Raw genomic sequence first — 25714 nt, forward strand, 5'->3', positions numbered from 1 at the left:
TTCCAAAGCGCTTTGACAACTCACTCATTTCACTTTCAGCTCAAAAGAGTCAAGCCATTTCGCCAAATGCGGCAGTATGACAGCCATATATTGCGGCGCAGCAACGTTCGGATGAAAATATGAAGCGATTTTTCTTGAGTCAAGCTATGCAGCTGCTACATAATTAAAAGCGCTTTGGAGGCCATTGGGAGAGGATGGCCTTCAGGGAGAGTGGAGGAAGCATAGCACGTGAATCTCAAACAGCTATCGGAATTGCTGGGACTGTCGCAGACGACAGTTAGCCGCGCATTGAACGGTTACCCCGAGGTCAACGAGGCTACGCGCGAGCGCGTTCTTCAGGCGGTCAGGGACACCGGCTATCGTCCGAACAAGGCCGCTCAGCGCCTCGCGACCGGCAAGGCCGGCTCGATCGGACTGGTGATGCCGACAGCGCCCGACCACTATTCCGACGTCCATTTCGGCGAGTTTCTGACCGGTCTCGGCGAGGAGGCCGTTCGCCACGACTTTCATTTCGTGATCATGCCTGCTGATCCCGACGACGAGGTCGGTGCATTGCGGCGGCTGGCGATCAGCGGCAATGTCGACGCTCTGTTCGTCGCCTACATGCGCGGGCACGATCCGCGGCTCCCGATGCTGAAATCGCTGTCCATGCCGTTTCTGGTCCATGGCCGGTCGCTGGGTTCGGAACCGGACTACCCCTACCTCGACATCGACAACGAAGGCGCGTTCTACGATGCTGCACGCCTGCTGCTGCAGTTGGGCCACACACGCTTCGGACTGCTGAACGGTCCAGGACACCTCGATTTTGCGATCCGCCGCAAGAACGGGCTTGCAGCCGCACTCACCGAACGCGGGCTGGAGCTTCCGGACGATTGCATGAGCCACACGTCGATGACGGACGAGCACGGCCAATTCGCCATGGAGCGGTTCTTGCAGCTGCCGGAGCGTCCGACGGCGATCCTCTGTTCCAGCACGGTGCTAGCACTTGGTGCCATCCGGGCCGTCAACCAGGCCGGCCTGAAGCTCGGGGAGGATATCTCCCTGATCGCGCATGATGACGTGCTGCCGCACCTGAAGCCGGAGAATTTCTCCGTGCCGCTGAGCACAACGCGGTCATCGCTGCGCGCGGCCGGCGTGCGGATTGCCCAACGGCTGATCGGCACAGTCAAGCAGGATGCGCCCTATCCCGAGCAGGAGCTTTGGAAGACGGAACTTATCGTCAGGGCCTCGACCGGCCCCGTACCGCGGCAGGCCTAGAAACTCGGCGGCGTCCGGCCGGCTGAGCGGTGCGCCGCAATGGCGGTGTTGGCCATCAACATGGCAATGGTCATCGGACCCACTCCGCCCGGAACAGGCGTAATCACATCGGCGACCTTCGCCGCTTCCGCAAAGGCGACGTCGCCGACGAGGCGGGTCTTGCCCTCCCCCCTTTCCGGCGCCGGAATGCGGTTGATGCCGACATCGATGACTGTTGCGCCGGGCTTCACCCAATCGGCCTTCACCATCTCGGGGCGGCCGACGGCCGCAACCAGAATATCGGCGTTGCGGCAAACGGCCGGCAGATCCCTGGTGCGCGAATGGGCGATCGTAACGGTGGCATTGGCATTCAGCAGCAGCTGCGCCATCGGCTTGCCGAACAGGTTCGAACGGCCAACGACGACCGCATTCAATCCGGACAGGTCCTCGCCATGCGTGCGGCGGACGAAGACCATGGCGCCGGCCGGCGTGCAGGAGACGAGGCCGGTCTCGAGGTCGCCAATCGCGAGTTTGCCGGCGTTGACGACGTGCAGACCATCCACATCCTTCTCAGGCAGGATCGACTGAATGATCGGTTCCGACTTCAAGTGCTTCGGCAGCGGCAGTTGGACGAGTATGCCGTGGATCGACGGATCGTCGTTCAGCGAGGATACGAGGGCTGCTAGCTCTGACTGCGTCGTCTCGGCGGGGAGCGTATGCTGCACCGACTTGAAGCCGCATTCCTTGGCCATCTTGCTTTTGGAATTGACATAGGCGTGGCTCGCCGGATCATCGCCCACGATGACGACGGCGAGCCCCGTCTTCACGCCGCTCTGCTTGTCTAGTGCAGCGGTTGCCGCTTTCACGGTTTCGATTACCGACGCTGCAACCTGTTTGCCATCGATCACTGTGGTCAAGATCATCTCCTGCACTTGCTTTCGCGCATTCTAGCCGGCGGCGTGTGGCGCGATTTGCCTGTACACGCCGTATCCTGCCTAAAATGCAGAATGCAAGGACAATCGTGTCGAAATTCAGTGGTTGTCAGGAGGCCACAGCGTAGGATCGCAGCCTGCCGCGCATGGCGGCAATCTCTGCGCGGATCGCTTTCATCTCGTCCGGTTCTTCGACCGGCGCGACCGGCGGACGAGCATCTGGCAACAGCTCCGTCACCGAAGGCTGAAGAAAGGGTTCTTGCTTTTCCGCGCCAGCCGTACGGTATTTCGATCTGGCCGCTGTCGCCCCAAGGCCGAACACGAGACCGACGATGGCACCCAACAACGGCGCCCACCAGAAGCCTCCAGCCGATACCGCCGCGACTTCCGGGGCCTTGCGTAGCCCGACATGACCTGCTTCAGGCGGCAGTGCTCCGGTGGAGATCGCATCCTCAAACCGCGAACGCGTGGCGTTCGCCTTGTCGCGCAGTTCAGTCAGCTTCGCGACGTCCACGCCGGTATCACGGCTCTGTGCGATCAGAGTGTTGCGGTTATCGTTCAACTGCCGCTTTTCGGCGGTTGCCTGCTTCGCTTCGTCGTTTGCTTCACGAAGAAGCCGGCCAAGCTCGTCATCAATACCGTTCCGCAAGCCGTCGACCTCTGCCTGCTGGGCCAGCAGCCTTGGATGGCGGGGGCCAAGGTTTGCGGACAGCTGCGCGAGAGACGCTTTTGCCACCGCATATCTGTCTCGTCGGTCGATGAGCACAGGCGACATCATATCCGGAGACAGCGTGCCGGTCAGCGCGTCGGCGACCTTAGCCGCCTTCAACCGATCGGCTTTCTCCTTCGCGCCAAGGATTCTTTCCTCCACCGCCTTCAACTGCCCGGCAATGTCTCCAATCTGCCTTTGCAGACCGGCAGCAACCTTCACGTTGCCTTCCCCGCTTCGCTGCATGAAGGACGCAAGTTCGGACTGCGCTTCATCGTTGGCCGCCTTCAACGGGCCATCGTCGTGTATAGAAATAGCGGAGGGCGCTATGATAGAGGCCAGGTAGGTCGCGATGCGGACCGATTTCTCCGGGTTGCTGCTCGTGACACTGAAATCGATCGTGCCAGTACGATCGTCGGAAGCGGTTCGAATGGCCGCGACAAGCGAGCTTTCCGCACGCGACGCCGGATCGGTCGCCGCGTCGCTGACGGAAAGCAGATCGACTGCGACCTTCAGCGCATCGCTGGACGATCCCGCGAATTCCGAATCATGGTCGAGCTTCAGCGCCGAGACCGCCGTGGCGATCGTCCGCGAAGACCAGAATTTTCGTTCGGTCGTCTTGGTGAGAGCCGCGCGAACATCAGCGCCGCCATCGACGGCGAGAACGCCTGAGGCGGTGTAGCGAACCGGCCCGTTGGGGATGAGCGCGCCACCCGCAGCCCCCAGCACGCACATCAGCCCGACCACGGCGAGAGACTTCGCGCCGGCACGCAGCTTCGGCTGCGATGGCTCTTCGACAGTCGGGACCGTGGGAGGTGGGGCCGCACCGTCCGTCTTATCCCGCTCGGGTTGCGGCGGCATGACCGCCAACTCCACGGTACGGGAATCGATATCGTTGGCAGCTTCCAGTCTTTTGCCCAGTATGGTCTCAATGCGGTTGACCAAATGCGATGCGGGTTCTGTGCCGATCCGTTGCGATCCGTGGTCAACCAGCGCGCGGTGGAGCACGTCTAGCAAGTGCGCTTCCGGGCCTGCGATTTCAGCCGCTTTGTCGGTCGTGGCGGCCGTATGGATGTCTCGCACACTCAAGCGCCCGCCGACGCGTTGGCTTCTCGTATAGCTGTCGTGCATCGCCACATCTCATGCAAATGAACAGTCGATCCGTCGCTCCGCAGTCGCGGAACGGTTAATCGACCCTAAACAATCATGGCAAAGAAATGGTTAACCGGCGGAGCGCACTAGCGGCTCTTGCGGTTGTGTTTCGCGGTCAAGCGTAATGCCGCGTTCTGATCTGCCTGGCCGAGTATGCGGGCGCGGCGGCTGACCCGATAGTGGAGCACATGGTACAGGAAGACCGGAATACCCACGACGTATCGCCGCCAGAGCCGCGATGGCTCCTGCATAAGGCGATAGGCCCATTCAAGCCTCATCATGCGGACGCTTTTCGGCGCACGCGGAATCGTGCCGGACACGAAGTCGAACAGCGCACCGACAGTCAGCACCAGACGGGCGTGGTCCGTGCGAATGTTCTTGCTGGCCCATTTCTCCTGAAGCGGCGTGCCCATTCCGACGATGAGAATATCGACTTTGCTGCGCTCAATCTCCCTGACGACTGCAGATGATTCGTCCCTGTCGAAGAAGCCATCCGAAATGACGATGAATTCATGCCACGGCGCGTGCCTGCGAAGGTTGGCTGCCGCTTTGTCGACGACCTCGCGCTTACCACCGATGAGTCCGACGCGGCGCGGCTGCTCCATGAAGGTGAGCAAGGCCGGTACGAAATCAGTACCGTTGAGATTGGCGGGAAAAGGCGAGCCGTGCGCAATCTTCGAGGCGATGTTCAGCCCGATACCGTCAGGAAGTACAAGATTCTGGGAAAGGATCCCTCTGTACTCGCTGTCGCGCAGCGTCAACAGGATATTGTGCGCGTTGACAAAGGAAATCGAGGTCTGTCCGACCGGCATCGAGATAAGTTCATTGATGAAGACGAGTGCATCATCCCATCCGAGATCGCAAACCGGAAGATCGAAGACCGTGCGACGCGACGCAAGAACCGCGAAATTCGCGATGAGATTTCTGGCAAAGTCCTGACGATAGTGGTTCATGCGAACAGCATCCCGGCGAAAAACACGTGATCCGCTCCGGAAACCCGGACGCGCTTGCCTGGGGATCGCATTTCATACGCCAGCCCATCGAAACTGCTTATAACAGCGCGATTTCAAACAATTCTTAGAGAAACCGGTTCAATTTCAACGGGGAAATCAGGGAAGCGTTAACCATGCCGTTTGGCTGCCTCAACGGCCGGCGGCGCCTGGCGACGCCGCCTTGAAACACATGCCCAGACTTAGTCGGCGGCTGCCTTGTCGACCACGGCAGCCGGAACGACAGGCACAGGTTTTCCGGTCCGTTTCTGCTGTCCCGCCGCCGTTGACTCCACATCCTCCTTGGAGAGGTAGTCGAGTTGCTCCAGCATGACCTGATCGATGTATTCCCCGCCAAGATGCTGGTTGATATCCTTCTTGATCATCTCGCGGAAGGCGACCGGATCAAACGATTTCAAATTGGCAACGTCGACCATCTTGTTGCCGACGAGCAGCGTGAACAGTTCGTCGGTCGTCATTTCGGTCAACGGCAATGATACGTTCCTGACGATGTCCTTGTTCATCATGAACGAAACCTTACCAAGGAAATAACCCTTGACTGCACCGTCACTGATAACCGGTACGGTGATCGTTTCGCCCTTCACAAGCTCGAGCTGGCTTTGCTTGGAATCATCGGGTGCCGGTGCCGGCGCGGTCGCCATCTGCACCGAGAAATAGACCGACGCTAGCGTGATTGCACAAACCCAGACACCTGTGAGGACAAGCTTGATCATCAGGCATCACGCGCTACGAATTGCTCTTGCGAGTAAGTGCCGTCGGCATCCGCGTCCTGCACCGCATTTTTCAACAGGTCGGCAACGGTGCGAACTGCTTCCAGATGCGCTTCAACGCGGCGGGCATTGAGTGCAAGCTTCTCCTTCAACCCGTGCAACTGACCGAGATGTGCCTCTGCCAGCTCTTTCGGATCGGTATCGCGGAACAGCATAGAGAGTTCGTACAGGCACCGGCTCTTATGGGTATTCGACACTTTGAGATCGAACTGCGGATCGTTGCCAATGCGCGTGTTCTCGTTGTCGATGATCATTTCGAGGCGTCCAAGAACGGATTTGATCCGGTAGTCGTTCGAGATTATTTCCATTTTTTTCCTCGATTCTCTTAAGCGTCATTGGCGGACTTGCCGTCCGCCGTGGGTGTGCCGAATGTCTTGCGCTGGAATTCATCGACCATGCTTATCGCCATGTTGCGATCGTTCTGGTCGGCAGAGGCGTTGACGACCTTGCCTTCCTGCTTCCTGAGCGCCTCGTGATAGAGCTGCTTGGCGACGCCGATGCCTTCGCCCTTGGATATCTCGTTGCCGAGTTGCTCGGCCATCATGCCCTTCCAGATGTCGCCGGTGGCACCCTTGCCGTAGACTTCCTCGCTGTCGTTCGGCAGCATGTTCTTGATGAAATTCTGCAGGATCATCGCCTCGAACTTGCGATAGGTCTCCGGAACCTCTTCCGTCTTGCCGCCGCGGTTCTGGGTGTCCCCGAGGCCGGTCTTTCCAGCCGCGCGGTCGAGCACGTCGACTGCCGAGGTGAAACCATTGCCTGCGTCGGCCAGGCTATTGGCCGCGAATGCCGCTTGGTTGGCTTTCAGTTTTTCCTGAGCCGCCTGGACCTCAAGCGGGTCCGCAGCCCTGACAACATCCAGAACCAGATCACTCGGAGGTGAAATAGCCACGTCACAATCCTCTTGTTTAAGATGGTGACGATTATGGTTTTTGAAGCTTGCTGGAGGCTGGCGTACCGAATTTTTGATCGATGATATCATAGATTGCATTGTCGTCGGCCTCGCGCCGTTCGGCATCCAGGGCCTTGCGCATGCCGTCTTCCAGGCGGTCACCCTTGGCGCGCTCCTGGATAACGCGCATCTCGTGGATCTGCTGCATGCCGTCCAATTGCTTGTCCTTGATGCCAAGCCGGTTGAAGCGATCGGCATAGCCCTGGGAAAATGCGTGATGCACCGGATCCATCGAACCCAGCGCCACGATGACGCTGTCCATCTGCACGCTGACTTCCGCCCTCTGGCGGCTCGTTTCGGCCAGGTCATGCTCGGCCATCTGTTCCAGATGCCGCTGAACGGCAACGAGGCGCTTCAGCTTCTGCGAGCGTGTCTTGTCGGCCACCCCGCTACCTCCCGATAAAGACGCTGGCGAAGGATTGGCCGAACTGACTGACCAGCGCCGCCACGGAGAAGTAGAACAGGAACAACCCGCCCATGAGCAGGTAGGGCGTCGATATGAAATACACGGGGATTTGCGGCGCGAGCTTGTTGATGAAGCCGATGGCGATGTTGAACATCAGGCCATAGATCAGAAACGGGCTGCAAAGCCGCAGCATGATGAAGGTCGTGGACGACAACGTGTCGGTGAACGAGATCAGCGTGCTTCGCATGTCCATGATACCGCCAAACGGCATGGACACATACGAATCGATAAGAGCCCTGAAGACGATGTGGTGGAAGTCCATCATGAACAGGATCATCATGCCGGCAAACGTGATGAAGCCCGACAGGCTGCTTTCCGACGAGTCTTCGAAAATGTCGGAGGCGCTCGGCTGCGAATATCCGACCATCATGGCGATGATGCTTGCCGCGAACTGCAGACCGAGAGTGTAGAGGCGGGCCAGCATCCCATACATGACGCCGATCAGCGATTCGCTGAAAATGAAGCCGATATAGGTGGCGCTCGACGTCTGGACGGCCGGATAGACCGTGTCCCATAGAACGGGCAGGATCGAAAGAGACAGGGCGCCGGCGATGAAAACCCGAAGATGTGTCGGCACGCGGGCCGACGAGAAGCCAGGCATAGCAAGGACACAGCCACCGATCCTGCAGAAAACCAGAAACAGTGCCAACACGGTCCCTTGCGGGTCAGTTATCATGAAATGGAGCCCAGAATCTTTATCTCGATGCCCTTGGCAAGTTCGACGTGCGACAGAACCGGGAGCGTTGCGAACAAACGTTCGATGATCATGCGCACATAGGATCGTGTTTCCGGTGAGGTGACAAGGGCGAAAGGCAGGCCGCGATCCATGAATTCACGGATAACTTTGGTCGCCTGCTCGCTGAATTCCTCCAGCATGCGCGGATCGATGTCGAACTCGACGACTTCGCCCTTGTTGTCGCGCTTCAACGCCTGATGGAAGGCGAGATCCCACTTGCTGCCAAGTCGCAGCACGCGCAGCACGCCGTTATCCGCAAGGTCGCCGCAAAGCTGCTGCGCCATGCGTACTCGTACGTGCTCGACGATCTGCTCGGTCTTGCGGACGTGTGGCGCGAGTTCGGCGACCGCTTCCAGGATGAGGTGCAGGTTGCGGATTGAAACACGCTCCGCAAGCAACAGCTTCAGAACAGCCTGGAGACCGGAATAGGACATATGCGAGGAGCAGATTTCGTCTGCCAGCTTCTTATATTCGGGGTCCAGCCGGTCGATCAGGACCTTGACGTCCTTGTAGGACAGCAGCGCCGGCAGGTTGTTTCGAATGACTTCGCTCATATGGGTCAGCACGACCGAGACGTTGTCGATCGGCTGGAAGCCTTCGCGCTTAAGGTCCTCGGAAAACGCTTCCAGCACGGAGACCGCGGGCATGCCGAATGCCGGCTCGCGAATCTCGTCGCCGGGAATGCTTGGCTTGCGACCGGATCCGGTGACGACGAGGACTTCGCCAACGCGCAGCAGGTTCGATGCGACCGTCGTGCCGTGGATGCGGATCTGGTAGGCCTTCTCGCTGATGGCGATGTCGTCGGTCACCTTGATTTCGGGAACCACGAAACCGTACTGCGTAGCGAACTTCTTGCGCATCTTCCCGACACGGAAGGCAAGCTCCTGGTGAGCGCCCAACAGGCGTGTCGACACCATCTTGCCAAGCGCGAGCTCGATCTCCGATGTCCGCAAGACCGACTTCACGGAGTCCTTTTCGAGCTCCTTGTTCTGGACGACCTTCTTTTCTTCCTGGTCGCGACGCGCCTGGTTTTCCGCCTCCACCTGACGCGGAATGAACCAGGCGCCAAAGGCGAGCAGCCCAGCAAGCGACATGAAAGGAATGAACGGCAGGCCCGGCATCAGCCCCAGGATGGCCATCAGGACAGCGGAAACTGAGAGCGCGCGCGGGTAGCCGCTCAGCTGGTCGACAACCGCCTTGTCGGTCGAACCGACGGTGCCGCCGCGCGATACCAGAAGACCGGCAGCCAAGGATACGATGAGCGCCGGCATCTGCGAGACGAGGCCATCGCCGACGGACAGCTTCACGAAAACATCGGCCGCTTCGCCGATCGGCATGCCGTGACGGAAGTAGCCGATGATGATGCCGCCGAAGATGTTGATGCAAGTGATCAGGAGGCCGGCGATCGCGTCACCGCGCACGAACTTGGACGCACCGTCCATGGCGCCGAAGAACGAGCTTTCCTCTTCCAGCTCCTTGCGTCGGCGCTGGGCTTCCTTCTCATCGATTATGCCCGCCGAAAGGTCGGCGTCGATCGACATCTGCTTGCCGGGAATGGCATCGAGGGTGAAGCGCGCGCCGACTTCGGCGATACGCGTCGCACCCTTGGTGATAACGATGAAGTTGATGGTGATGAGGATCAGGAAGACGATAAGACCGATCACGAAGTCGCCGGACATGACGAGGCTGGCGAAACCGGCGATCACGCCACCGGCAGCATCATGCCCCTCGTTGCCATGCGAGAGAATGACGCGCGTCGTCGCGATGTTGAGCGACAATCGCGTCATCGTCGCGATCAGAAGGATGGTGGGAAAGGAGGAGAATTCGAGAGGCTTCTGTATCCACAGCGCCACCATCAGGATCAGCACGGAAAAGGCGATCGAGAAGGCCAGACCCATGTCGATCAGAAACGGCGGGATCGGCAGGAACAGCACGCAGATGATAACGATGATGCCCATGGCAAAACCGATATCACGGACGCTGAGTCCGACTTTCGGAAGGGGGAGTGCGGGAGGTTGCGCCATTTCGATTCCGTCTCTTCATGAGAGGTGCGGGCATGATGCCCACCAATTCGGATCGAGAGTTAAATGGCGAAGCTTGCGCGAAGGTGGTTCAGAAGCCGGACTGAACGCGAGAAAACACCAGATTGGTGAAAATGGAAATTTGCGACCCGACGAACGGTGCGGAAATGCCGATCGTCACGAGCACGGCCACGATTTTCGGAACGAAGGTCAGCGTCGCTTCCTGTACCTGCGTCAAGGCCTGAATAAGCGCGATGACAAGGCCAACCACCATTGCGGCCGCCACGGCTGGGCCGGCGGAGACCAACACCGTCCAGATAGCCGCTTGGAACAGATCGAGTGCGTCAGCTTCGTTCATCGTCAGGCAACCTCATATCGCCTTTCGGTCCGCCCGACATGGCCGGACCGTCTTCCAAAATTGCGCCAGCTCAGCCTCAGCTGTTAGACGGCGTTTCTGCCGGTGTTTCTGCCGGCGCCTTGTCCGCGAGACTGATTCCCGCCTGGACAAGGATACTCTTCCCGTCGGTCGTCGTCGCGACAATTCCGTCGGAATACACCTTGACCGAAGCGACAGTGCCTTTGACCGAGCCGTCAGCGCTGGTCATGTACTTGCCGATGTAGCTGCCTGCCTGGGTCAGGCTGGAGCTGGCGAGCAGCGTATCCAGCTTGGTGTTCGTCTGGATTGTCTGCTCGACCTGCGAGAAGCTTGCCAGCTGCGACATCTGTTCGCTGGCATCCACCGGATCGGTCGGGTCCTGGTTTTTCATCTGCGCGATGAGCAACTGCAGGAAGTTGTCGTAGTTGAGTGTCGCCTTCTGCTGCGCGCCGGAGCCGCTCGATGACGAGGAGCTGTTGACGTTTCCTACGCCGTCTACCGCCATGGTGCGATCTCCTTGCGAATTTGTTCGACCATCGCCGGATGCATTTCCTGGTTGTTGAGGATGCTGTCCTCGATGGCATATAGGCCGCGAATGGCCTTCAGAGCATCGAACGCGCGGCCGGTCGAGACCAAGCCATCGATGCGCTTCAGCTCGGCAAGAACTTCCTCATTCTTGAAGCAGGTCAGCAGCATGGTCACCGACTTGCGGAACATCGCCGTCGACTGGTCTTTGCCTTCCGGGTTGATGAGGATCATCTGCGCGATGAAGTAGAGCTGGCGAAGAGGCGTCGTCGCATCTTCCGGCTGCAGAACGTGGTTTTCAAGAAGGAACGTTACATCATTCAGGAATTCCAGCGCCACCTTGCGGTCGACGCGCAAAACCGCACCGTTGATGAAGATTTTTTCCCCGGCTTTAAGCGAGATGCGAAGAGTGCTTTTCATTTAAGTCCATCCCTGATGATGGTGGTAACGTCAATAATGCCCTGGTAGTTCGTAGACTGCCGAAGCCTGATCCGTTCGCATTCCTTCAATATCCAGATTGCGATCGAGATGAGATTGGCCCGCAGTTGTATTTCAAGCTGATTGTCCGGATGCTTGAGGTCCTCGACGAAGCTCACCCAAACCCGCCGGGTGTAGAAGAGCGCGTCGATGGCTTCCCGGCTATATTTCTCTTTGTCCCGCGCAATCGCCAGAAGCTCGATGGATCGGTCGAGAACCTGGCGCTCCCGCTCCTTCGCATCGGCCACCGAGTCTTGCATGACCTCGGCATAAGAGAACTGATACATTCATGCATCCTTCTTTGTACTTCGAACCTTTGATCATCAAAGGTAGTTTACAAGGCTCAACTGCTGGATCTTCGATATGAGCGTGTAGGCGGTTTCGAGCTGCGTCTGGAGCGCGTTGACCAGCGTCGATGCCTTGTAGGTATCCACACCCTGGAGATCGACAAGCTTGTTCTGGATGATGCTGGACTGTGCATCGAGCGCGTCGTTTGCTTTTTTGACGCGTTCTTGCGACAGACCTAGCTGGCTTGCCTGCGTGACGATGCCGCTCGTTGCCTGCGCCGCGTAGCCGATCGCCTTTGAGGTGACCGCGCTCATGCCGTCGGAGCTCAGACCCTGGCTGACCAGCGCCGATGCGGTGATCGACGCGAGTGCGAAGTAGCGCATGCCCTCGGAATTGGCGTTGGTGGACGACGTAACAACCTCGGAGTTGCTGATGCGGCTCGTCATGTTCTGATTGGAGGCGTTGGACCAATCGCCCCATGCCGGCGGCGTCACATAGGCCGCAGGTGCCACCGGAGTGGGCGCTCCCGGCGGCGGAAACGCGACCGGCGTAGATGTACCGTTGAAGGTATCCTGGGTGAACATCGGCTGGACGAAATTGGTGATGAACGTATTCATCTCGGCGCCGGTCAAAGCGTTGACCGGCTTGTTCAGGCCACTTGCGTAGGCGGTAAGATTGGTCTGGATCGCCGTCGTTGCGGCGTTCGCTTGGCTGTTCAGCGGCTGAACGTCGGTATTGATGCCGGAGAACAGGTATTCGCCGTTGACCATGGAATTGCCGGTGTCCATCAGCGACGAAAGCGCATCGCCGGCGGATTGCACGGCAACCGTGAGGCTGGTCTTGTCCTGGCTGCCCTGAAGCGCGGTCAGTTTCGAGACGAGATCGTCGCCAGCCTTCTTCATGTTGTTCAGGCCGAGCTGCGACGCTTCGAGACGCATGTTGACAACGGAATTGCTGCCTTTGAGGGCAGCGATGCGGCTGATCTCGGACGTGAAGTTGACGCTTTTTGCAGCGCCTGAACCCAACGAGGCTCCGATATCAGCATAGACGCCGGTCGTGGCTTCGAGTGTGGAGCTGACCAGTTGCTTCTGCGTCTGGCGGATCGTCAAGCGCATCGCATTCTGAATGGCTGAACTAGAAATGAATGAACTTTTCATGGCTTAACTCGCTATGTCCAGCAACGACTTCAACATCTCGTCGACGGCGTTGAGGATTTTTGTGGCCGCCTTGTAAGACTGTTCGATATCGAGGAGCAGCGTCAGTTCTTCGTCCAGATTGACGCCGGTTTCATTGGAATAGGCTTCCGTGGAGCGCGACAACGCCGCCGCCGTGTTCTCTGAAGCCGCCGTCGCGTCGCTTCGGTACTGTTCAAGCCAGCCAACGGAATTCGAGGCGTAGGCCATGATGTTGACGTTGGACGACAGTCCGGCCGCCGGTGCGAACGTCTGGGCCTTGCCCATTATCGTATAGAGCGCGTCGAGATTGTCCGAGAAGCCGCTGCTGTTGGTCGGGTTGAGATTGGTGAGCCCGGAGATCGAGCCGTCACGCAACTTCATCGGATCACCGCCCAGGCTGGTGATCACGGCCGTATTTACAGTGATGGTTGCCGAGATGCCGTCGATCACACCCGGTGTCGCGGGCGTTCCGCCAGGCAGGCCCGCAGAGGTCGACCAGACGAACAGGCCTGGCTGCGTGGTGGGCGGAGTGCCCCCGGTTTCCGAGAACATCGAAACAAGCGACTTTGCAATCTCATCCAGCTGGGACTGGAGCGTCGTCGACACTTCGTCGCGGACCTGCAGAAGTGCCTGCAGGCTACCCTGCGCCGTGGAAGTCGAGCCTTTCCCACTTCCCACCAGTACGCCGTCGATGTAGACGCCGTTGCCCTTGGTTTGTGTCGTGTAGGTGCTCTGGGCGACGAAAGTCACCGTACGCGGGATGGTGTCGAAGACGACGGTACCGTCGGTGGTATAGAGCGCCATATCGCCGTTGCTGCGATCGACCGCATTGACGCCGACAATCGAAGAAATCTGCTTGAGGAGCCTGTCGCGTTCGTCGAGCGCGTCGCCTGCATTGCCGCCACCGCCGGCCGCGGTAGCACTCTTCACGGCATCGTTTGCGGTCTTGAACTGGGCAAGCAGGGTGTTGAGCGTCGTGACCTGCGTTCCGATTTCCTTGTCAGCGCCCTGGCGAACGGCCTGAACGGCCTTCGAGGCGTTGTTCAACGAGTTGGCCACGTCCTGCGCTGCCGTAACGGCGCTCTGCGCCGCGGTCGTGCTGCCCGGTGATGTGCGGAACGCCTGCAGCTTCTGCTGGAAGACCGAAAGGTAGGTTGCCGGCGACGTTTCGTAGTCGTTGCCGCCAAGGATCGACTTGAGATCGGTTAGCCCACCCAGCAAAGTCTGCTGGCCGCTGTCCTGCGCGCTGGCTTTCAACCATTGCCGCATCAGGGCATCTTCCTGTGCGCGGCTGATCTTCACCACCTGACTGCCGTTAAGCGACGTGCTGATCATTGCTTGCCGGCGTACGTAGTCGCTGTTGCCGGCATTCGCGATATTGTTCGACACCACATTACTTTGAGTGCCGGTGTTGTTGAATATACTCTGCGCGGTATTCAGTGCGGAAGTGAGCGACATGGCCTACCCGAACCCTACTTTATCTCTTGAGGTTGACGAGAACATCCATGATGTCTGAACCCGTCTGGAACACCTTGGAATTGGCGGTGTAGCTGCGCTGCGACTCGATCATTTCGGTGAGTTCGCCCGCCAGATCCACGTTCGAACTTTCAATGGCGCCGGCCTGGATCGACCCGAAGCCATTCGTCTGAGGGAAGCCGGTGATCGACACACCAGACTGACCGTTGGCGCTATAAACGTTGCCGCTCATCAGCGTCATGTTGTCGGGGCTCGCTACAGTCGCCAGAGGAATGCGATAGAGCGGCTTCGACGTGCCGTCGGCATACTTGGCGTACACCGTGCCGTCCTTGTCGATCGTGACATCCTTGACCGGGCTGGCAGCCTGACCGTTGGGCGTGCCGCTACCTGCGAATTCGGAGGCAAGCTGGGTGAAGCCGCTGATGTTCATCGCGATCGACCCCGCAGTGACGGGATCAGTGATCGTCATTGCACCGCCACCGACCAGCTTACCGTCGGCGTCGAATGTCATGGTGCTCGACCCGAGCATGGCCGTGGTTGCAGGCGGCGCGAAACTGTAGGGGAACGAAGACGTGCCACCGGTTGCGGCGTCGTCGTGGCGGAACACCGCAACCTGCCAGGTGCTGGCGACGCCAGGAGCTGCCGGAGGGGGAGACGTCACTGCCGTCTTTGTGAAGTAGAAATCGTACTGGACGGTATTGCCGAGCTTGTCATAACCGACCATCGACATCTGTTTCGTGTCGGCGGTGACCGGCGCCGTGTTTGCACTCGGGAGGTTACCGGTCGCAACCTTGGCGTTTGAGTTCAGGTTGCCGGCGAACGTACCGGTCGTCGAAGCAATCGCCGTTAGGCCGGACTGATTGACGTTGATCGGGACGAGACCCGAGAAGCCGTTGACAACCACCGCAGGAGCACCCGCGTCATAGGAGTAGCCCATCAGCTTGAAGCCGGCGGAGTTGACCAGGTTGCCATCGGGATCCTTGGTGAAATCCCCGGCGCGGGTCAGAACCGGAACACCATCCGGGCTCTGAACGATGAAGAAGCCGTCGCCCGAGATCGCCAGATCGTGGCCGGATGTGGTGTACGAGATATCGCCCTGCTGGGACACGGATTGGCGAATGGACGTCTGGACGCCGCCAGAGTTGTAGTTGCCCGAGCTCGACGGCAGAACCAGCGACGAGAAGGCGGTCGAAACGGCCTTGTAGCCTGCCGTGTTTGCGTTCGCGATGTTGTCGGCAACCGTGCTGAGGCGGTTAGCCTGCGCGTTCATACCCGACACTGCCGTCTTCATGCTGCCGAAAATGCTCATCTGAAAACCTCGATTCCTTAGTAGACTTGAGAGTATTTGGTGGGCCTTGCGTGAAGCTGTCTGAGGCCGGAAGGTCTAACGAAATCGCGAAGACCTGGATCCGGAGCGCCTGGCCCGGTCTGAAAAATCAATTCCAATCAATGCAATAGCCAAGAAAGCGCTTTGAATCGACAGGGTCGACGCCGAGCTTCTTGCGCAGCTTCTTGCGCAGCTTCGAGATATGGCTCTCGACTACGTTTTCTTCGACTTCCTCGTCGAAGATGCCGTAGATGGCATTGAAGATCTGGGTCTTGGTGACGCGTCGACCGCGGTTGGCGATCAGATATTCAAGGATGCGGCGCTCACGACGCGGGAGCGCAAAGACTTCGCCGTTTATTTCCGGATCGCGCCCATCCGAGTATACGCGGATGCCACCAATGTCGGTGTGGCTCGAAATCGCCTTGAGGCGACGCCGGATGGCAGCTGCACGGGCGAGGATCTCGCGGGGATGCACCGGCTTGCGGACGACGTCATCGACGCCGCAATCAAAAAGTGCAAGTGTATTTTCAAGCGACGGCTGGTCGCTGACCGCAATTACCGGTGCCTGGGTCCGGTCACGGATCGCCCGCGGCAAGTCAAATGTCTGCTGCCCCTGCCCGATCAGGAATGCCTCGACAGCTGCGATATCCGAATCCGCAGCCGTCTGGACCCACTCTCCGAATTCGCCTGGATCAAACCCCGTGGACGGAATTCCCTCCCGCCCAAAAAGTGAAGTGTAGCCATCTTTCACGAGCTCACGCTCATCAACCACTACGATCATTCGTCCGCCTCCGAATCAGTTGTGGTACCTCGATGCTCTATGGGTACGAATCGCACGATTCTGGGACAAGCTGTAGGAACTTACAGGCGGGAATTAATAGTTGATTAAGAATTGGGTCCCGATTTGCTCTACATGTAGTGGGTGCCAATTTTATGCACACAAAAATTTCGTGGAAAAGTTAACGTATCCTTAAATGTGACTTGCCTTGCCATATTGCGCCAGATTCCTGCCACAATATGACACATTTCTGCTTTGTTCTATTTCTGCCATCTTTGATTGAATTAATCTTGACAGAAGGTACTCGCATTGGGAGTCCAATTTCCGTATCCCGTGGCGACCAGATTAGCGATGACGCGGCAAACGTATCGCTTCTGCGCGGGGTCATTGTTGGGACCAGCATGATATCGCGCCACCGCCATCGTCCAGGTTTCGTGGCGGTCATGCAGATTACGCAGGAACTTTGCCGCATACTCCACATTGCGACGGGGATCAAACATCTCCTCGGCGGACCGGAAATTCTCACCATGGTAGTACTGGTTGATTTGCATGCAGCCGATATCGATCAGCTTTGCACCCGATCTGCGAGCGACATCTAACTGCCTCAGTGCATCCTGCTCGGAGGGAGGAAAGAACGCCTTCCCCTCGATGTTCAGCGCGAAGGGATAGAGAGAGCCCTTGCGTCCCGTCTCAGTCAAACCGACCGAATAAAGGATGCCCTCTGGAATGCCATACTTCAACGCGGCTGATTGAATTTCCTGTTCGCACGCACTGTTCGACGCTGCGGCGCTACAGATAGACATCCCCAGAACGGCTGCCGCCAGCGGCGCCAGGAGAAGCACCCTCAACGATGGTTTCGCCTGCGCCATTGAATCCTCCGGTGGTGCGCTGTCCCGATTGATTCTGACGCTCGCGTGCCTCGCCCTGACCTTGCTGGGCAAACGCCTGCTGCTGGGGTTGGCCCTGGGCATTCGGCTGGGTGCTGGTATCACTACGGTCGACGGGAGCCAGGCCTATCGTGACGTTGTCGATCGCATAGCCCTGGCTGCGCAACGCCTCGAGGATCTTGCCATGATCCTCCTTGAGTTGACGGTAGGCCGCCGCCGTCTCGACCTTCAGATCGACATTCAGCGCGTCGCCATGCAGTCGCATCGTTGCCGTCACAAGGCCGAGGTCGATCGGGTTCATCTGAATCTTGAGCGTATTCACTACCTTGCCGGTGCTCGTCCATTCGGCCGCGTTGGAAAGGGCGGAACTTGCCTGCATCGCGTGTGCCCATTCGGAGTCGCCCGAAATCGCTGCGGTAACCGCAGCGGAATTGGTGTTCTGCGCCAAGCCGATATAGCGTCTCGAATCAACAACAGCGACGTTTTCGATGGCGGCTTTGCCACCCGCCTCCGTTGCCGCGTCCTTGTCGATACCAAGATGCATGTCCATGGATTGCCCACGGCCATCGGCGCGGCTCAGCCTGAACGTTTGGGTATCCACGCTATCGGGAGCTTCGGCACCCGGCACTTCCGTGTGTTCGGCTCCCTTGCCAAGCAGCGACACGCCCTTTGCATCAGAGACCGCTCCATCATCCTTCGACCTGGTGCGAGCGCCCGGAGTCTCCCCGCCGTCCACGGAAACCCTGGCTCCGCCCCGCCGCCCCAACATCGCTGCCGCACTCGCGGATGCGTCGGCCGGGACCTGCTTCAGCAAACTTAGAACATCGGAGATGGGGCTGGCGTCACCCGAAGCTTCTCCGCTGTCAATCTTGCCGGTGTTCGCCGGCGCGGCGTCCTTGGTTTCGTGGACCGTCGATTGATCCTCGCCCTTGTCGGAGCTTTCTTCCTTGTCCGTTTCGGCGTGATGCTTGCCGGCGACCTTGACCTGACCACCGCGCACGGTCTTTTCCGTTGGCTTGTCCGCCAGCGCGTCAGGGTCAGCCTCAGCCTGCCCTGCCGGCGAAGCCTGACCGAGGTCGATCAGCGCTTTCGCAACTGGCCGGTGTTGCACTACGTGGCCGTCAGACTGGGCAGGTGCCGCAGGTTCTGCTGCATCCTGCTTCGTTGTGGGGCTGCTCGCCTTGTTTAGCACGTCAGTAAAACCGCCACCGGCATCCACACCACTTCCTGCCTGACGTCCGGCCCCCGCCGCCGAGGCGGCCCCGGCTGCAGACGCTCCCCCCGAAACGCTGATGTCCATCATGTCAGTTGCCTTCTTTGTTCAAGAGACCGTCGATCTCATCCAACTGCGATCGACTTGACGTCACGAATGAGCTGAACGAAGGGTCACCGTCGTGCTGCCCGCCTTTATCGGATGACGGCAGCGCCGCGGCATTTCCCACAACAGCAGGCGAAGCTGGATTCCCCTCCGCTTCCTGCTCAGCCGTCGGCGAAGCATCCGCATGTTCAGAAGTCATTTCTTGACCATTAGAATTAGGGGTAGATGCTTGCGCCAAGCTTGCTGGATCCGGTGCGCGAAGTATCTGTTCAGCAACGACTTTCGCCGCTGCTCTCAATGCTTGATCGCGTGGTGACAATTCCTTGTCGGAAATGGTGCCGATGTTCTTGGCCGCTGTATCGATCTTGTCGGTCGGAATCGACGCCATTCCCCCGTAGAAATCCGCAAGGGCGCCAAAGGCGTTGTCGGAGTCGCCTGCTAGCGCCTGCGCGCGAGCTGCTGCCATTCTTGCAAGGTCGCCTTTGCCGGCAATTGCCGCCGCGCGCGCGATGCGCAGATAGACTTCGCGTTGTCGCGCCTCGTCCATGAAGGACAGGATACCTACGACGTCGTCTGCCTTTACCTCGTGATCATGATTGACGAGCAGCCTCACGAACAGATCGGCAAACTGGCTTGCGTAAGGCGAATGCAGGAAGCGACGAATGTACCGCCGCGAATACTCCAGCCCCTTGTCCACCATTCCGGCATCGACGCAGATCGCCACCGAGCGGCGCAGGGCGGCCTCCTCCACGATCGTGCCGGGCGCATGGAGACGCGCCTGATCGTAGAGCTTCAACGCCTCCATCGGGCTTTTGGCAAGGGTGACATTGCCTCCGACCAGAGCGAGGTAGGGGCCGATCTTCTTGTCCCTGTATTCGTTCGCCGTCTCGACGAGGCTCTGGGCAACGAGCAGTCCCTTGCCCGCCATGTACTTTCTCAAGATGTCGCTGACGCGATTGTCGAAGTGACCGTTCACGTCGCGCGAGATCAGATATTCCAGCGTCTGCGGATTGCCGCCGCTCATCGCATAGATCAGTGCCGCATCGACGTTCCGATCATCATCGAACACCGAAGGATCGATCGAGCGCAATCGCTGATCGATCGTCTCCAGCATGAACCGCTGCATTTCCGCTGCAGAGTGGTCCCCTAGCACGACGGAATCCTGCACGAACTGCAGGGAGCGAAGCATCTTGTAAGGGGCAATGTCCTCCTGCCCTTCCGCGCCCGCCGCAACAGCCGGGGTCGCAGCAAGGCCGGCGAGCAGCAGGAGAATAAGGCGGGGATGTCGGATCATGAACTATCCCTGATCCGCTTGGACGAGTATCTCGATGCGCCGGTTCTTTGCGCTGAAGGGCTCCGCCTGGTCCTTTAGCTTCCGGTCAGCAAAACCCGAAACCTGCGACACCCGCTTTTCATCCAGCCCACCACGGACCATCATGTAGTACGCCGCCTGCGCCCGGTCCATCGACAAGCGCCAGTTTCCATTCTCACCCTTGTACTGCCGGCCGTCAGTGTGGCCCCTGACGACGACCGCACCCGGCCTGCCCTTCAGGACTTCGCCGATCTTCTCCATGGCCAGCACCATTTCCTTGCGTGGAACAGCCGATCCGACATTAAACATCGAATCGTCCGTCTGGTCGGAAATGCTGACAAGCAGTCCGCCTTCGGCCGCCGTTACCGTCAGTCCCTCCGCCAGTTTCCCGGCAATGCCGCCAATCTGCGCCGCGATTTCCTTCTGAAGCTGCTCCGCCTGCTTTTGCTCGTTCGCCTGTTGAGCCTCTGCCGCCGGTGTATTTTCCTTGGCCTCTGCGGGTACGGTCGAGGCTGGCGATCGAGCCTGAGCATCCGCCGGATGGTCCTGCTGTTTCTCGGCCTCCGCAGCCTTCATCGCGACCACATGCTGCTCGGCTTCAGCCTTGGCGATTTCAACGGCGTCCTGCGCAGCGTCGGCGGGCGTTTCAGCCGAGGCCGGCAGCTTCTTGTCCGCGCGTGTTACCTCGACCTGCTTCATCCAGAAATCCGGATCGAAGGGGTCGCGATAGGCCTGCCCGCCGTCCGCACCGGTTGCCGGGCCCGAATCACTTGCACCGCCCTCGCCCTTGGCGCTGACGTTTGCCTGTTGGCCGACTTCCTGCGCAATCTCGGCAAGGACGGAATAGGGGTTTTCAAAGAAGTCGGCTTCGGAGTAATTCGTCTGGTCTCCGGAAGTGGCGGTCTGGTCTTCCCCGTTGGCCGCCGATGATCCCTTGGTGGGTTGATCCTCTTTTTCCTTCGACTTGTCCTGTTTTTGATCGCCGTCCGCCTGCTCCACAGGCTTCTTCAGGCCCTTTTCCGTCGGCTTCTCATCGGAGAGCTTGATCGGATTGAAATAGGTCGCAACCGATGCTTTGGTTTCCTCGTTGGCAGCGTTGACAAGCCACATGACAAGGAAGAAAGCCATCATCGCGGTCATGAAGTCGGCATAGGCAATTTTCCAGGCGCCGCCGTGGGCGCCATCATGATCGCCACCGCCGTGTCGCTTGACGATGATGATCTCGTTCTTGCCGTGATGGTGGTTTTCGCTTTCACTCATTCCAGAACTTTCTTCAAGCCCGTCGCCCAGGCAGACATGCGGGTCACGAGGACAGCGTCGCCGAATTCAGCGGTCAGATCGATATCCGACGTTTCGTGGTGGCGAAGAAGGCTCGCCTTGTCGCCGAGTTCTTTCGCCAGCACCTCGAACAGTCGAGCCGGCCCTTTGACCGTAATCGTGCCTGCGTCGCCTTCCAGGAAGGCCTCCCGCAGGCTCGCGGCCAGACTGATCGCCGCCTGCTGCGAAACGACATCCGTCAGCACTGGCGCAAGAGCCGTTGCCACGGCGGCACTTACCAGCTCCGCGACCTCCGCTGCTATCGCCTCCAGCCGGGAGGCTATCAGCGCGGCTGCTTCGACTTCGTAGCGATCCCGCAGTTCGTCGATCTCGCGCTGGTGCACCAAAGCAACCGTCTGCGCCTCGAACTCATGTTTCTCCACTAGTGCCGCAGCGGCTTCCGCGTAGCCGTCCGCATGGGCGCTGCGACGCTCGGCCTCGACGTCGATCTCTGGCTCCTCAGCGTCAGAAAAACCGCCGAATTCCGCAGCGAAATCATCATCTTCAGCAACAGGCACCTGTATTGCCGGTTCGCCGAAATCCTTCAGGTACCGAGAAAGCAGTATGCTCACTGAAACCACTCCGTACCTGCAGAAAACTGCGACATGCCGCGCCCCATCTGGAAGACAACTCTCCGGGCACGATCTACCAACGGCGCGCCTTCATGGATCGAAACTAGGTAGTCAAACTTGCGCGAAGATGAAGGGCGACCGCGAGGGCAACAAGGGCGAGCGCCCAGCGGCCGTCACTGCAGCAGAATAAGCACTTTGCTGGCCGTGGTGTTTAGAATCGAGATCGCCTGCACGCCCATCTGCTGCTGTGTCGCCAGCGCCTTCTGGCGTATCGAGGCCTCGTCCATATCCGTGTCGACAAGCGCGCCGACACCCTTGTCGATCACGTCGGACATGCTGGCGGTGTAGTCGATACGGTCGCTGATCCGGGCGCTCATAATGCCCAGACCAGCAGCTGTCCTCGTCACGGTCGACAGCATTGAATCCACGACCGCGAGCATATCCTTCAGCTGTTGGGGGGTGGTATTGGCGTCGAGCTTGATCTCGTTTCCGGCTGCGGGCGTCGTGGAGCCGGTGTTGAGGAGATAGTAGTTTCGCGGAGTCGTGGTCCCGTCCGCGTTCAGGGTATTCGCGTCCACCGCCTTCGTCAGCAGTCCACGGTTTGCATCCGACATGTCGATCATGACGGTTTGATCGGCCGGGAAGCCGATGGTCTGCGCCTGATAGTCGCCGCTGGCTCCGCGGATGAAGCCGCCGATGACGGATCGTGAAGCTGGCAATGACGAATCCTGGTTGAGCAGCCAGTTTTCGCCGGCAAAGCTGCTCGTCTGCACCGTCGTCTGCAGTTGGCTCTTGAACTCGGTTAGTGTGGTATTGAGCTTGGTCTTGTCAACGCCGGCTTCCTGTGCCGTCACGAGCGTCGTTCGAATCTGAGTCAGCTGTTCGACGAGGCTGTTCATGGCAGTGTAGGCCGTATCGACCTTCGAAGCACCGACGCCCAACGCGTCGTGGACGTTCTGCAGCGAGCTGCTGTCCGAGCGCATGACACTTGCATAGGACCAATAGGTCGCGTCGTCAGCAGCCGTTTCGACGCGAAAACCCGACGAAACCTGCTGTTGTGTTGTCGCGGCTTCCTTGTTGATGATGCGCAGTACCGCAAGGGCGTTTACCTGCGCAGAGCTCGTGATTCTATAGGTCATTTTCAGGCTCTGATGTCTGGGGAAACGGGACAGACCGGACTACCGGTAGCGACTGACCTGGCCTCATGCCCACGGCTGGTTTCCCAGGCCGGTTTGTCGCTAAAACAAATCAACTGTTAAGTGAAGGTAAACAACCAATGCGCTCGGCACAAGGTCTGAAATACGGCCCCACAAGCTTCGCGCAACCTTGAATTCGCTTCAAAAACAAAGAGAAAGCCGCATGAAGAAATGCGGCTTCCAAGACGATCGCGCATGCCGAAAGAGCTGCTGAAAACCGTTTGTCGATCGTTAGTTCTTGAACAGGGTCAGAACGTTCTGCGCGCTGGAGTTTGCAATCGACAGCGACTGGATCGCCAGTTGCTGCTGTGTCTGCAATGCCGTCAGCTTGCTCGATTCCTCTTCCATATCGGCATCGACGAGACGGCCGACACCGGAGTCGATCGAGTCGCTAAGGTTCGATACGAAGCTGTCCTGCAGATCGATACGGGTCGAGATCGATCCCAGCTGGGAGGCGGCCTTGGTCAGCGCGCTCAAGCCAGCTTCGACGGCGGTCAATGCCAGATTGATATCGGTCTGGCCGAAGCTGTTTATATTCATGCTGAAGATCGAGCCAACGCTGCCACTCGAGGTGCCGATGATGCCCGTCGCGGTGTCGATGGCGCCGGAGGTCGTCATTCCGAAGAGAACGTTACCGTTGGTGCTAGCATCCAGGACGTATTCTGTCGTCTGGACCGAGACCGCACCGCCCGCATTGCGGACGAAGGAAGAGACCACGCTTTTCGTCGTGTTGCCGGCAACCCAGTTCTCACCCGAGAAGGAGGCCGACTGGGCAACACTCAGCAGTTGCTGCTGAAGCTGTGCAATCTCGTCCTGAATTTTGGCTTTATCGACGCCCTTTTCCGTCGCAGCAACGATTTTCGCCTTTATATCGCTGACAATATCGATGGCGCTATCCATCGCCGAATAGGCCGTGTCGACCTTGGCGGCACCCAATCCGAGTGCATCCGAAACGGCGGAAAGCGCCTTGTTGTCGGAACGCATGGTCGTTGCGATCGACCAATAGGCAGCGTTGTCCTTGGCTTCGGCAACGCGATAGCCCGAGGAAACGCGGTTCTGCGTGCTTTCCAGACTACCGTTGATGCTGCGCAGGGTCTGAAGAGCGGACATTGCTGCGACGTTCGTCAAAATACTTGTCATGAAATTATCGCCCCTTGCTGGCAAAATTTGAACAGGGACATTCCGGGTCGGTACCGGGAAAGGTAAGGAGCGTCATGCCTGCTAACCGCTTCTTAAGCTTGGTTAACATACCGTTTCGTTGACGCCAGAAACCATGAGTTCGGTTAACGGTTGGTTAACGCGCAATAAAAAAAGCCGCGCTCCGGGGAGCGCGGCCTGCGATGTGACCGTCGGCAATGCCGACGGCTATGTCTGCCAGGGCGCCGTGGGGCGCCCTGTATGTTAGCCGCGGAACAGCGTGAGGATGTTCTGCGAAGAGGAGTTCGCGATCGACAGCGACTGGATCGCCAGCTGCTGCTGGGTCTGCAAGGCGCTGAGCTTGGAGGACTCTTCTTCCAAGAGGATGTTCTGCGAAGAGGAGTTCGCGATCGACAGCGACTGGATCGCCAGCTGCTGCTGGGTCTGCAAGGCGCTGAGCTTGGAGGACTCTTCTTCCATGTTGGCGTCGACCAGGCGGCCGATACCGGAGTCGATCGAGTCGCTGAGCGAAGACACGAAGTCCGTCTGGATGTCGAYGCGCTTCTGGAGCGAACCGARCTGCGAGCCTACCGTCGTCATCGACTTCAGTGCGGATTCAACGTCGGTGAGCAGGTTGTCRATCTGACCCTGCGTCGTCGTTGCGGTCARAGCGAAGGAGTAGATCGAAGCGGTCGAGAACGMCGCACCAGTCGCACCAAGGATACCACCGGTCGCGCCGTTGAACAGCGTGTTGGAGSTGCCGAGTACGTAGTCCGTGGTCTTGACGCTGACGGTGCCGTCCGTGCCGCGAACGAAGGACGAAACGACGCTGACGGTGCCGCCAGAGTTGTTGACCCAGTTTTCGCCGTTGAACGAAGCAGACTGGGCAACGCTGTAGAGCTGTGCCTGGAGCTGCGAGATTTCGTCCTGAACCTTCAGCTTGTCGACGCCCTTTTCAGTGGCGGCAACCAGCTTGGCCTTGATTTCGCCRACGATGTCGATGGCGCTATCGACRGCSGTGTASGCGGTGTCGATCTTGGCGGCACCCATGCCCAGTGCGTCGGATACGGCCGAGAGAGCCTTGTTGTCCGACTTCATCGTCGTTGCGATCGACCAGTAAGCGGCGTTGTCGGAAGCCTTGCCTACGCGCAGACCGGACGAAACGATGTCGATGGCGCTATCGACGGCGGTGTACGCGGTGTCGATCTTGGCTGCACCCATTCCCAGTGCGTCGGATACGGCCGAGAGAGCCTTGTTGTCCGACTTCATCGTCGTTGCGATCGACCAGTAAGCGGCGTTGTCGGAAGCCTTGCCTACGCGCAGACCGGACGAAACGGCGTTCTGCGTGTTCCCGAGACCCTTGTTGACGTCACGCAACGTCTGGAGAGCGGCCATAGCGGAGTTGTTGGTGTTGATGCTTGTCATAAGTCTGTCCCCTGAAAACGAAATACAATGGTGAGGACATACCGGACTTCTATACCGGCGATGACGGACCAGCTTCATGCTACTCGGCGCTATCTTGTTTCAGCAACCAAACCCGTCATGTCGACGCTGAATCTCGCAGGCATT

The 25714-nt window shown here is 58.9% G+C and carries 25 protein-coding genes and 2 pseudogenes; 1 reads left to right on the forward strand and 26 read right to left on the reverse strand.

Features of this window, described 5'->3' with window-relative positions; translation table 11 throughout:
* The first annotated feature begins 228 nt into the window (after positions 1 to 228).
* Complete coding sequence (locus tag ASC90_RS20955; protein WP_056544665.1) at positions 229 to 1257, forward strand: substrate-binding domain-containing protein; 1029 nt, start codon at positions 229 to 231, stop codon at positions 1255 to 1257.
* On the opposite strand, the gene folD is transcribed toward ASC90_RS20955, so the two are convergent.
* From folD to ASC90_RS30415, 26 genes and pseudogenes are all read right to left on the reverse strand, one after another.
* Complete coding sequence (gene folD, locus ASC90_RS20960; RefSeq protein ID WP_056545008.1) at positions 1254 to 2153, reverse strand: bifunctional methylenetetrahydrofolate dehydrogenase/methenyltetrahydrofolate cyclohydrolase FolD; 900 nt, start codon at positions 2151 to 2153, stop codon at positions 1254 to 1256. The two genes, ASC90_RS20955 and folD, sit on opposite strands and share 4 nt — an antisense overlap.
* Before the next feature lie 124 nt (positions 2154 to 2277).
* Entirely contained in the window at positions 2278 to 4008 is a 1731-nt protein-coding gene (locus tag ASC90_RS20965; protein WP_056544668.1) for a hypothetical protein, read from the reverse strand.
* Between the two features lie 107 nt (positions 4009 to 4115).
* On the reverse strand, positions 4116 to 4982 hold the full coding sequence (locus tag ASC90_RS20970) for a WecB/TagA/CpsF family glycosyltransferase (protein WP_056544671.1): 867 nt from the start codon (positions 4980 to 4982) through the stop codon (positions 4116 to 4118).
* Between the two features lie 239 nt (positions 4983 to 5221).
* Positions 5222 to 5752, reverse strand: coding sequence for a hypothetical protein (locus tag ASC90_RS20975; protein WP_056544674.1), 531 nt, complete (start codon positions 5750 to 5752; stop codon positions 5222 to 5224).
* Positions 5752 to 6117, reverse strand: a complete 366-nt coding sequence (locus ASC90_RS20980; protein ID WP_056544677.1) for a hypothetical protein — start codon at positions 6115 to 6117, stop codon at positions 5752 to 5754. Before ASC90_RS20980 ends, ASC90_RS20975 begins: the two co-directional genes overlap by 1 nt.
* A 17-nt stretch (positions 6118 to 6134) precedes the next feature.
* Positions 6135 to 6701, reverse strand: a complete 567-nt coding sequence (locus tag ASC90_RS20985; protein WP_056544680.1) for a rod-binding protein — start codon at positions 6699 to 6701, stop codon at positions 6135 to 6137.
* A 31-nt stretch (positions 6702 to 6732) separates the two neighbouring features.
* Positions 6733 to 7146: a hypothetical protein gene (locus tag ASC90_RS20990; protein ID WP_056544683.1), complete on the reverse strand. Its 414-nt coding sequence runs from the start codon at positions 7144 to 7146 to the stop codon at positions 6733 to 6735.
* A 4-nt stretch (positions 7147 to 7150) separates the two neighbouring features.
* Positions 7151 to 7903: a flagellar biosynthetic protein FliR gene (fliR, locus tag ASC90_RS20995; RefSeq protein ID WP_056544686.1), complete on the reverse strand. Its 753-nt coding sequence runs from the start codon at positions 7901 to 7903 to the stop codon at positions 7151 to 7153.
* Complete coding sequence (gene flhA / locus ASC90_RS21000) at positions 7900 to 9987, reverse strand: flagellar biosynthesis protein FlhA (protein WP_056544689.1); 2088 nt, start codon at positions 9985 to 9987, stop codon at positions 7900 to 7902. The genes fliR and flhA overlap by 4 nt, the downstream gene beginning before the upstream one ends.
* Before the next feature lie 88 nt (positions 9988 to 10075).
* Positions 10076 to 10342: a flagellar biosynthesis protein FliQ gene (gene fliQ / locus ASC90_RS21005; protein ID WP_056544692.1), complete on the reverse strand. Its 267-nt coding sequence runs from the start codon at positions 10340 to 10342 to the stop codon at positions 10076 to 10078.
* Between the two features lie 76 nt (positions 10343 to 10418).
* Complete coding sequence (gene flgD / locus ASC90_RS21010; RefSeq protein WP_056544694.1) at positions 10419 to 10865, reverse strand: flagellar hook assembly protein FlgD; 447 nt, start codon at positions 10863 to 10865, stop codon at positions 10419 to 10421.
* Positions 10856 to 11305, reverse strand: coding sequence for a flagellar biosynthesis repressor FlbT (gene flbT / locus ASC90_RS21015; protein ID WP_056544697.1), 450 nt, complete (start codon positions 11303 to 11305; stop codon positions 10856 to 10858). The genes flgD and flbT overlap by 10 nt, the downstream gene beginning before the upstream one ends.
* A complete protein-coding gene (gene flaF, locus ASC90_RS21020) occupies positions 11302 to 11649 on the reverse strand; it encodes a flagellar biosynthesis regulator FlaF (protein ID WP_056544700.1) in 348 nt (115 codons plus the stop codon). Before flaF ends, flbT begins: the two co-directional genes overlap by 4 nt.
* Before the next feature lie 36 nt (positions 11650 to 11685).
* A complete protein-coding gene (locus ASC90_RS21025; protein WP_056544703.1) occupies positions 11686 to 12807 on the reverse strand; it encodes a flagellar hook-associated family protein in 1122 nt (373 codons plus the stop codon).
* A 3-nt stretch (positions 12808 to 12810) separates the two neighbouring features.
* Positions 12811 to 14283: a flagellar hook-associated protein FlgK gene (flgK, locus tag ASC90_RS21030; RefSeq protein WP_056544705.1), complete on the reverse strand. Its 1473-nt coding sequence runs from the start codon at positions 14281 to 14283 to the stop codon at positions 12811 to 12813.
* A 19-nt stretch (positions 14284 to 14302) separates the two neighbouring features.
* Positions 14303 to 15610: a flagellar hook protein FlgE gene (locus ASC90_RS21035; protein WP_056544708.1), complete on the reverse strand. Its 1308-nt coding sequence runs from the start codon at positions 15608 to 15610 to the stop codon at positions 14303 to 14305.
* A 127-nt stretch (positions 15611 to 15737) separates the two neighbouring features.
* Positions 15738 to 16409 (reverse strand): winged helix-turn-helix domain-containing protein, encoded by a 672-nt coding sequence (locus ASC90_RS21040; protein ID WP_056544712.1) that lies wholly within the window; start codon positions 16407 to 16409, stop codon positions 15738 to 15740.
* Positions 16410 to 16690: 281 nt separating this feature from the next.
* Positions 16691 to 17254 carry a lytic transglycosylase domain-containing protein gene (locus ASC90_RS21045; protein WP_056545010.1) on the reverse strand — a complete coding sequence of 188 codons (564 nt, stop codon included), beginning with the start codon at positions 17252 to 17254 and terminating at the stop codon, positions 16691 to 16693.
* Complete coding sequence (locus ASC90_RS21050) at positions 17196 to 18596, reverse strand: flagellar hook-length control protein FliK (protein ID WP_056544714.1); 1401 nt, start codon at positions 18594 to 18596, stop codon at positions 17196 to 17198. The genes ASC90_RS21045 and ASC90_RS21050 overlap by 59 nt, the downstream gene beginning before the upstream one ends.
* A 1-nt stretch (position 18597) precedes the next feature.
* Complete coding sequence (motC, locus tag ASC90_RS21055; protein WP_082520005.1) at positions 18598 to 19905, reverse strand: chemotaxis protein MotC; 1308 nt, start codon at positions 19903 to 19905, stop codon at positions 18598 to 18600.
* 3 nt (positions 19906 to 19908) lie between these two features.
* A complete protein-coding gene (locus ASC90_RS21060; RefSeq protein ID WP_056544717.1) occupies positions 19909 to 21183 on the reverse strand; it encodes a MotB family protein in 1275 nt (424 codons plus the stop codon).
* A complete protein-coding gene (locus ASC90_RS21065; protein ID WP_056544718.1) occupies positions 21180 to 21812 on the reverse strand; it encodes a hypothetical protein in 633 nt (210 codons plus the stop codon). The genes ASC90_RS21060 and ASC90_RS21065 overlap by 4 nt, the downstream gene beginning before the upstream one ends.
* A gap of 173 nt (positions 21813 to 21985) precedes the next feature.
* Complete coding sequence (locus ASC90_RS21070; RefSeq protein WP_056544721.1) at positions 21986 to 22951, reverse strand: flagellin; 966 nt, start codon at positions 22949 to 22951, stop codon at positions 21986 to 21988.
* Positions 22952 to 23239: 288 nt separating this feature from the next.
* Positions 23240 to 24148, reverse strand: a complete 909-nt coding sequence (locus ASC90_RS21075) for a flagellin (RefSeq protein WP_056544724.1) — start codon at positions 24146 to 24148, stop codon at positions 23240 to 23242.
* 378 nt (positions 24149 to 24526) lie between these two features.
* A pseudogene (locus ASC90_RS21080) lies at positions 24527 to 25309 on the reverse strand (flagellin); the annotation flags it as partial.
* 9 nt (positions 25310 to 25318) lie between these two features.
* Positions 25319 to 25648: pseudogene (locus ASC90_RS30415) on the reverse strand (flagellin); the annotation flags it as partial.
* Positions 25649 to 25714: the final 66 nt, after the last annotated feature.

The sequence above is a fragment of the Rhizobium sp. Root1220 genome (genome assembly GCF_001426265.1).
In the GTDB taxonomy this organism is placed as follows: domain Bacteria; phylum Pseudomonadota; class Alphaproteobacteria; order Rhizobiales; family Rhizobiaceae; genus Rhizobium.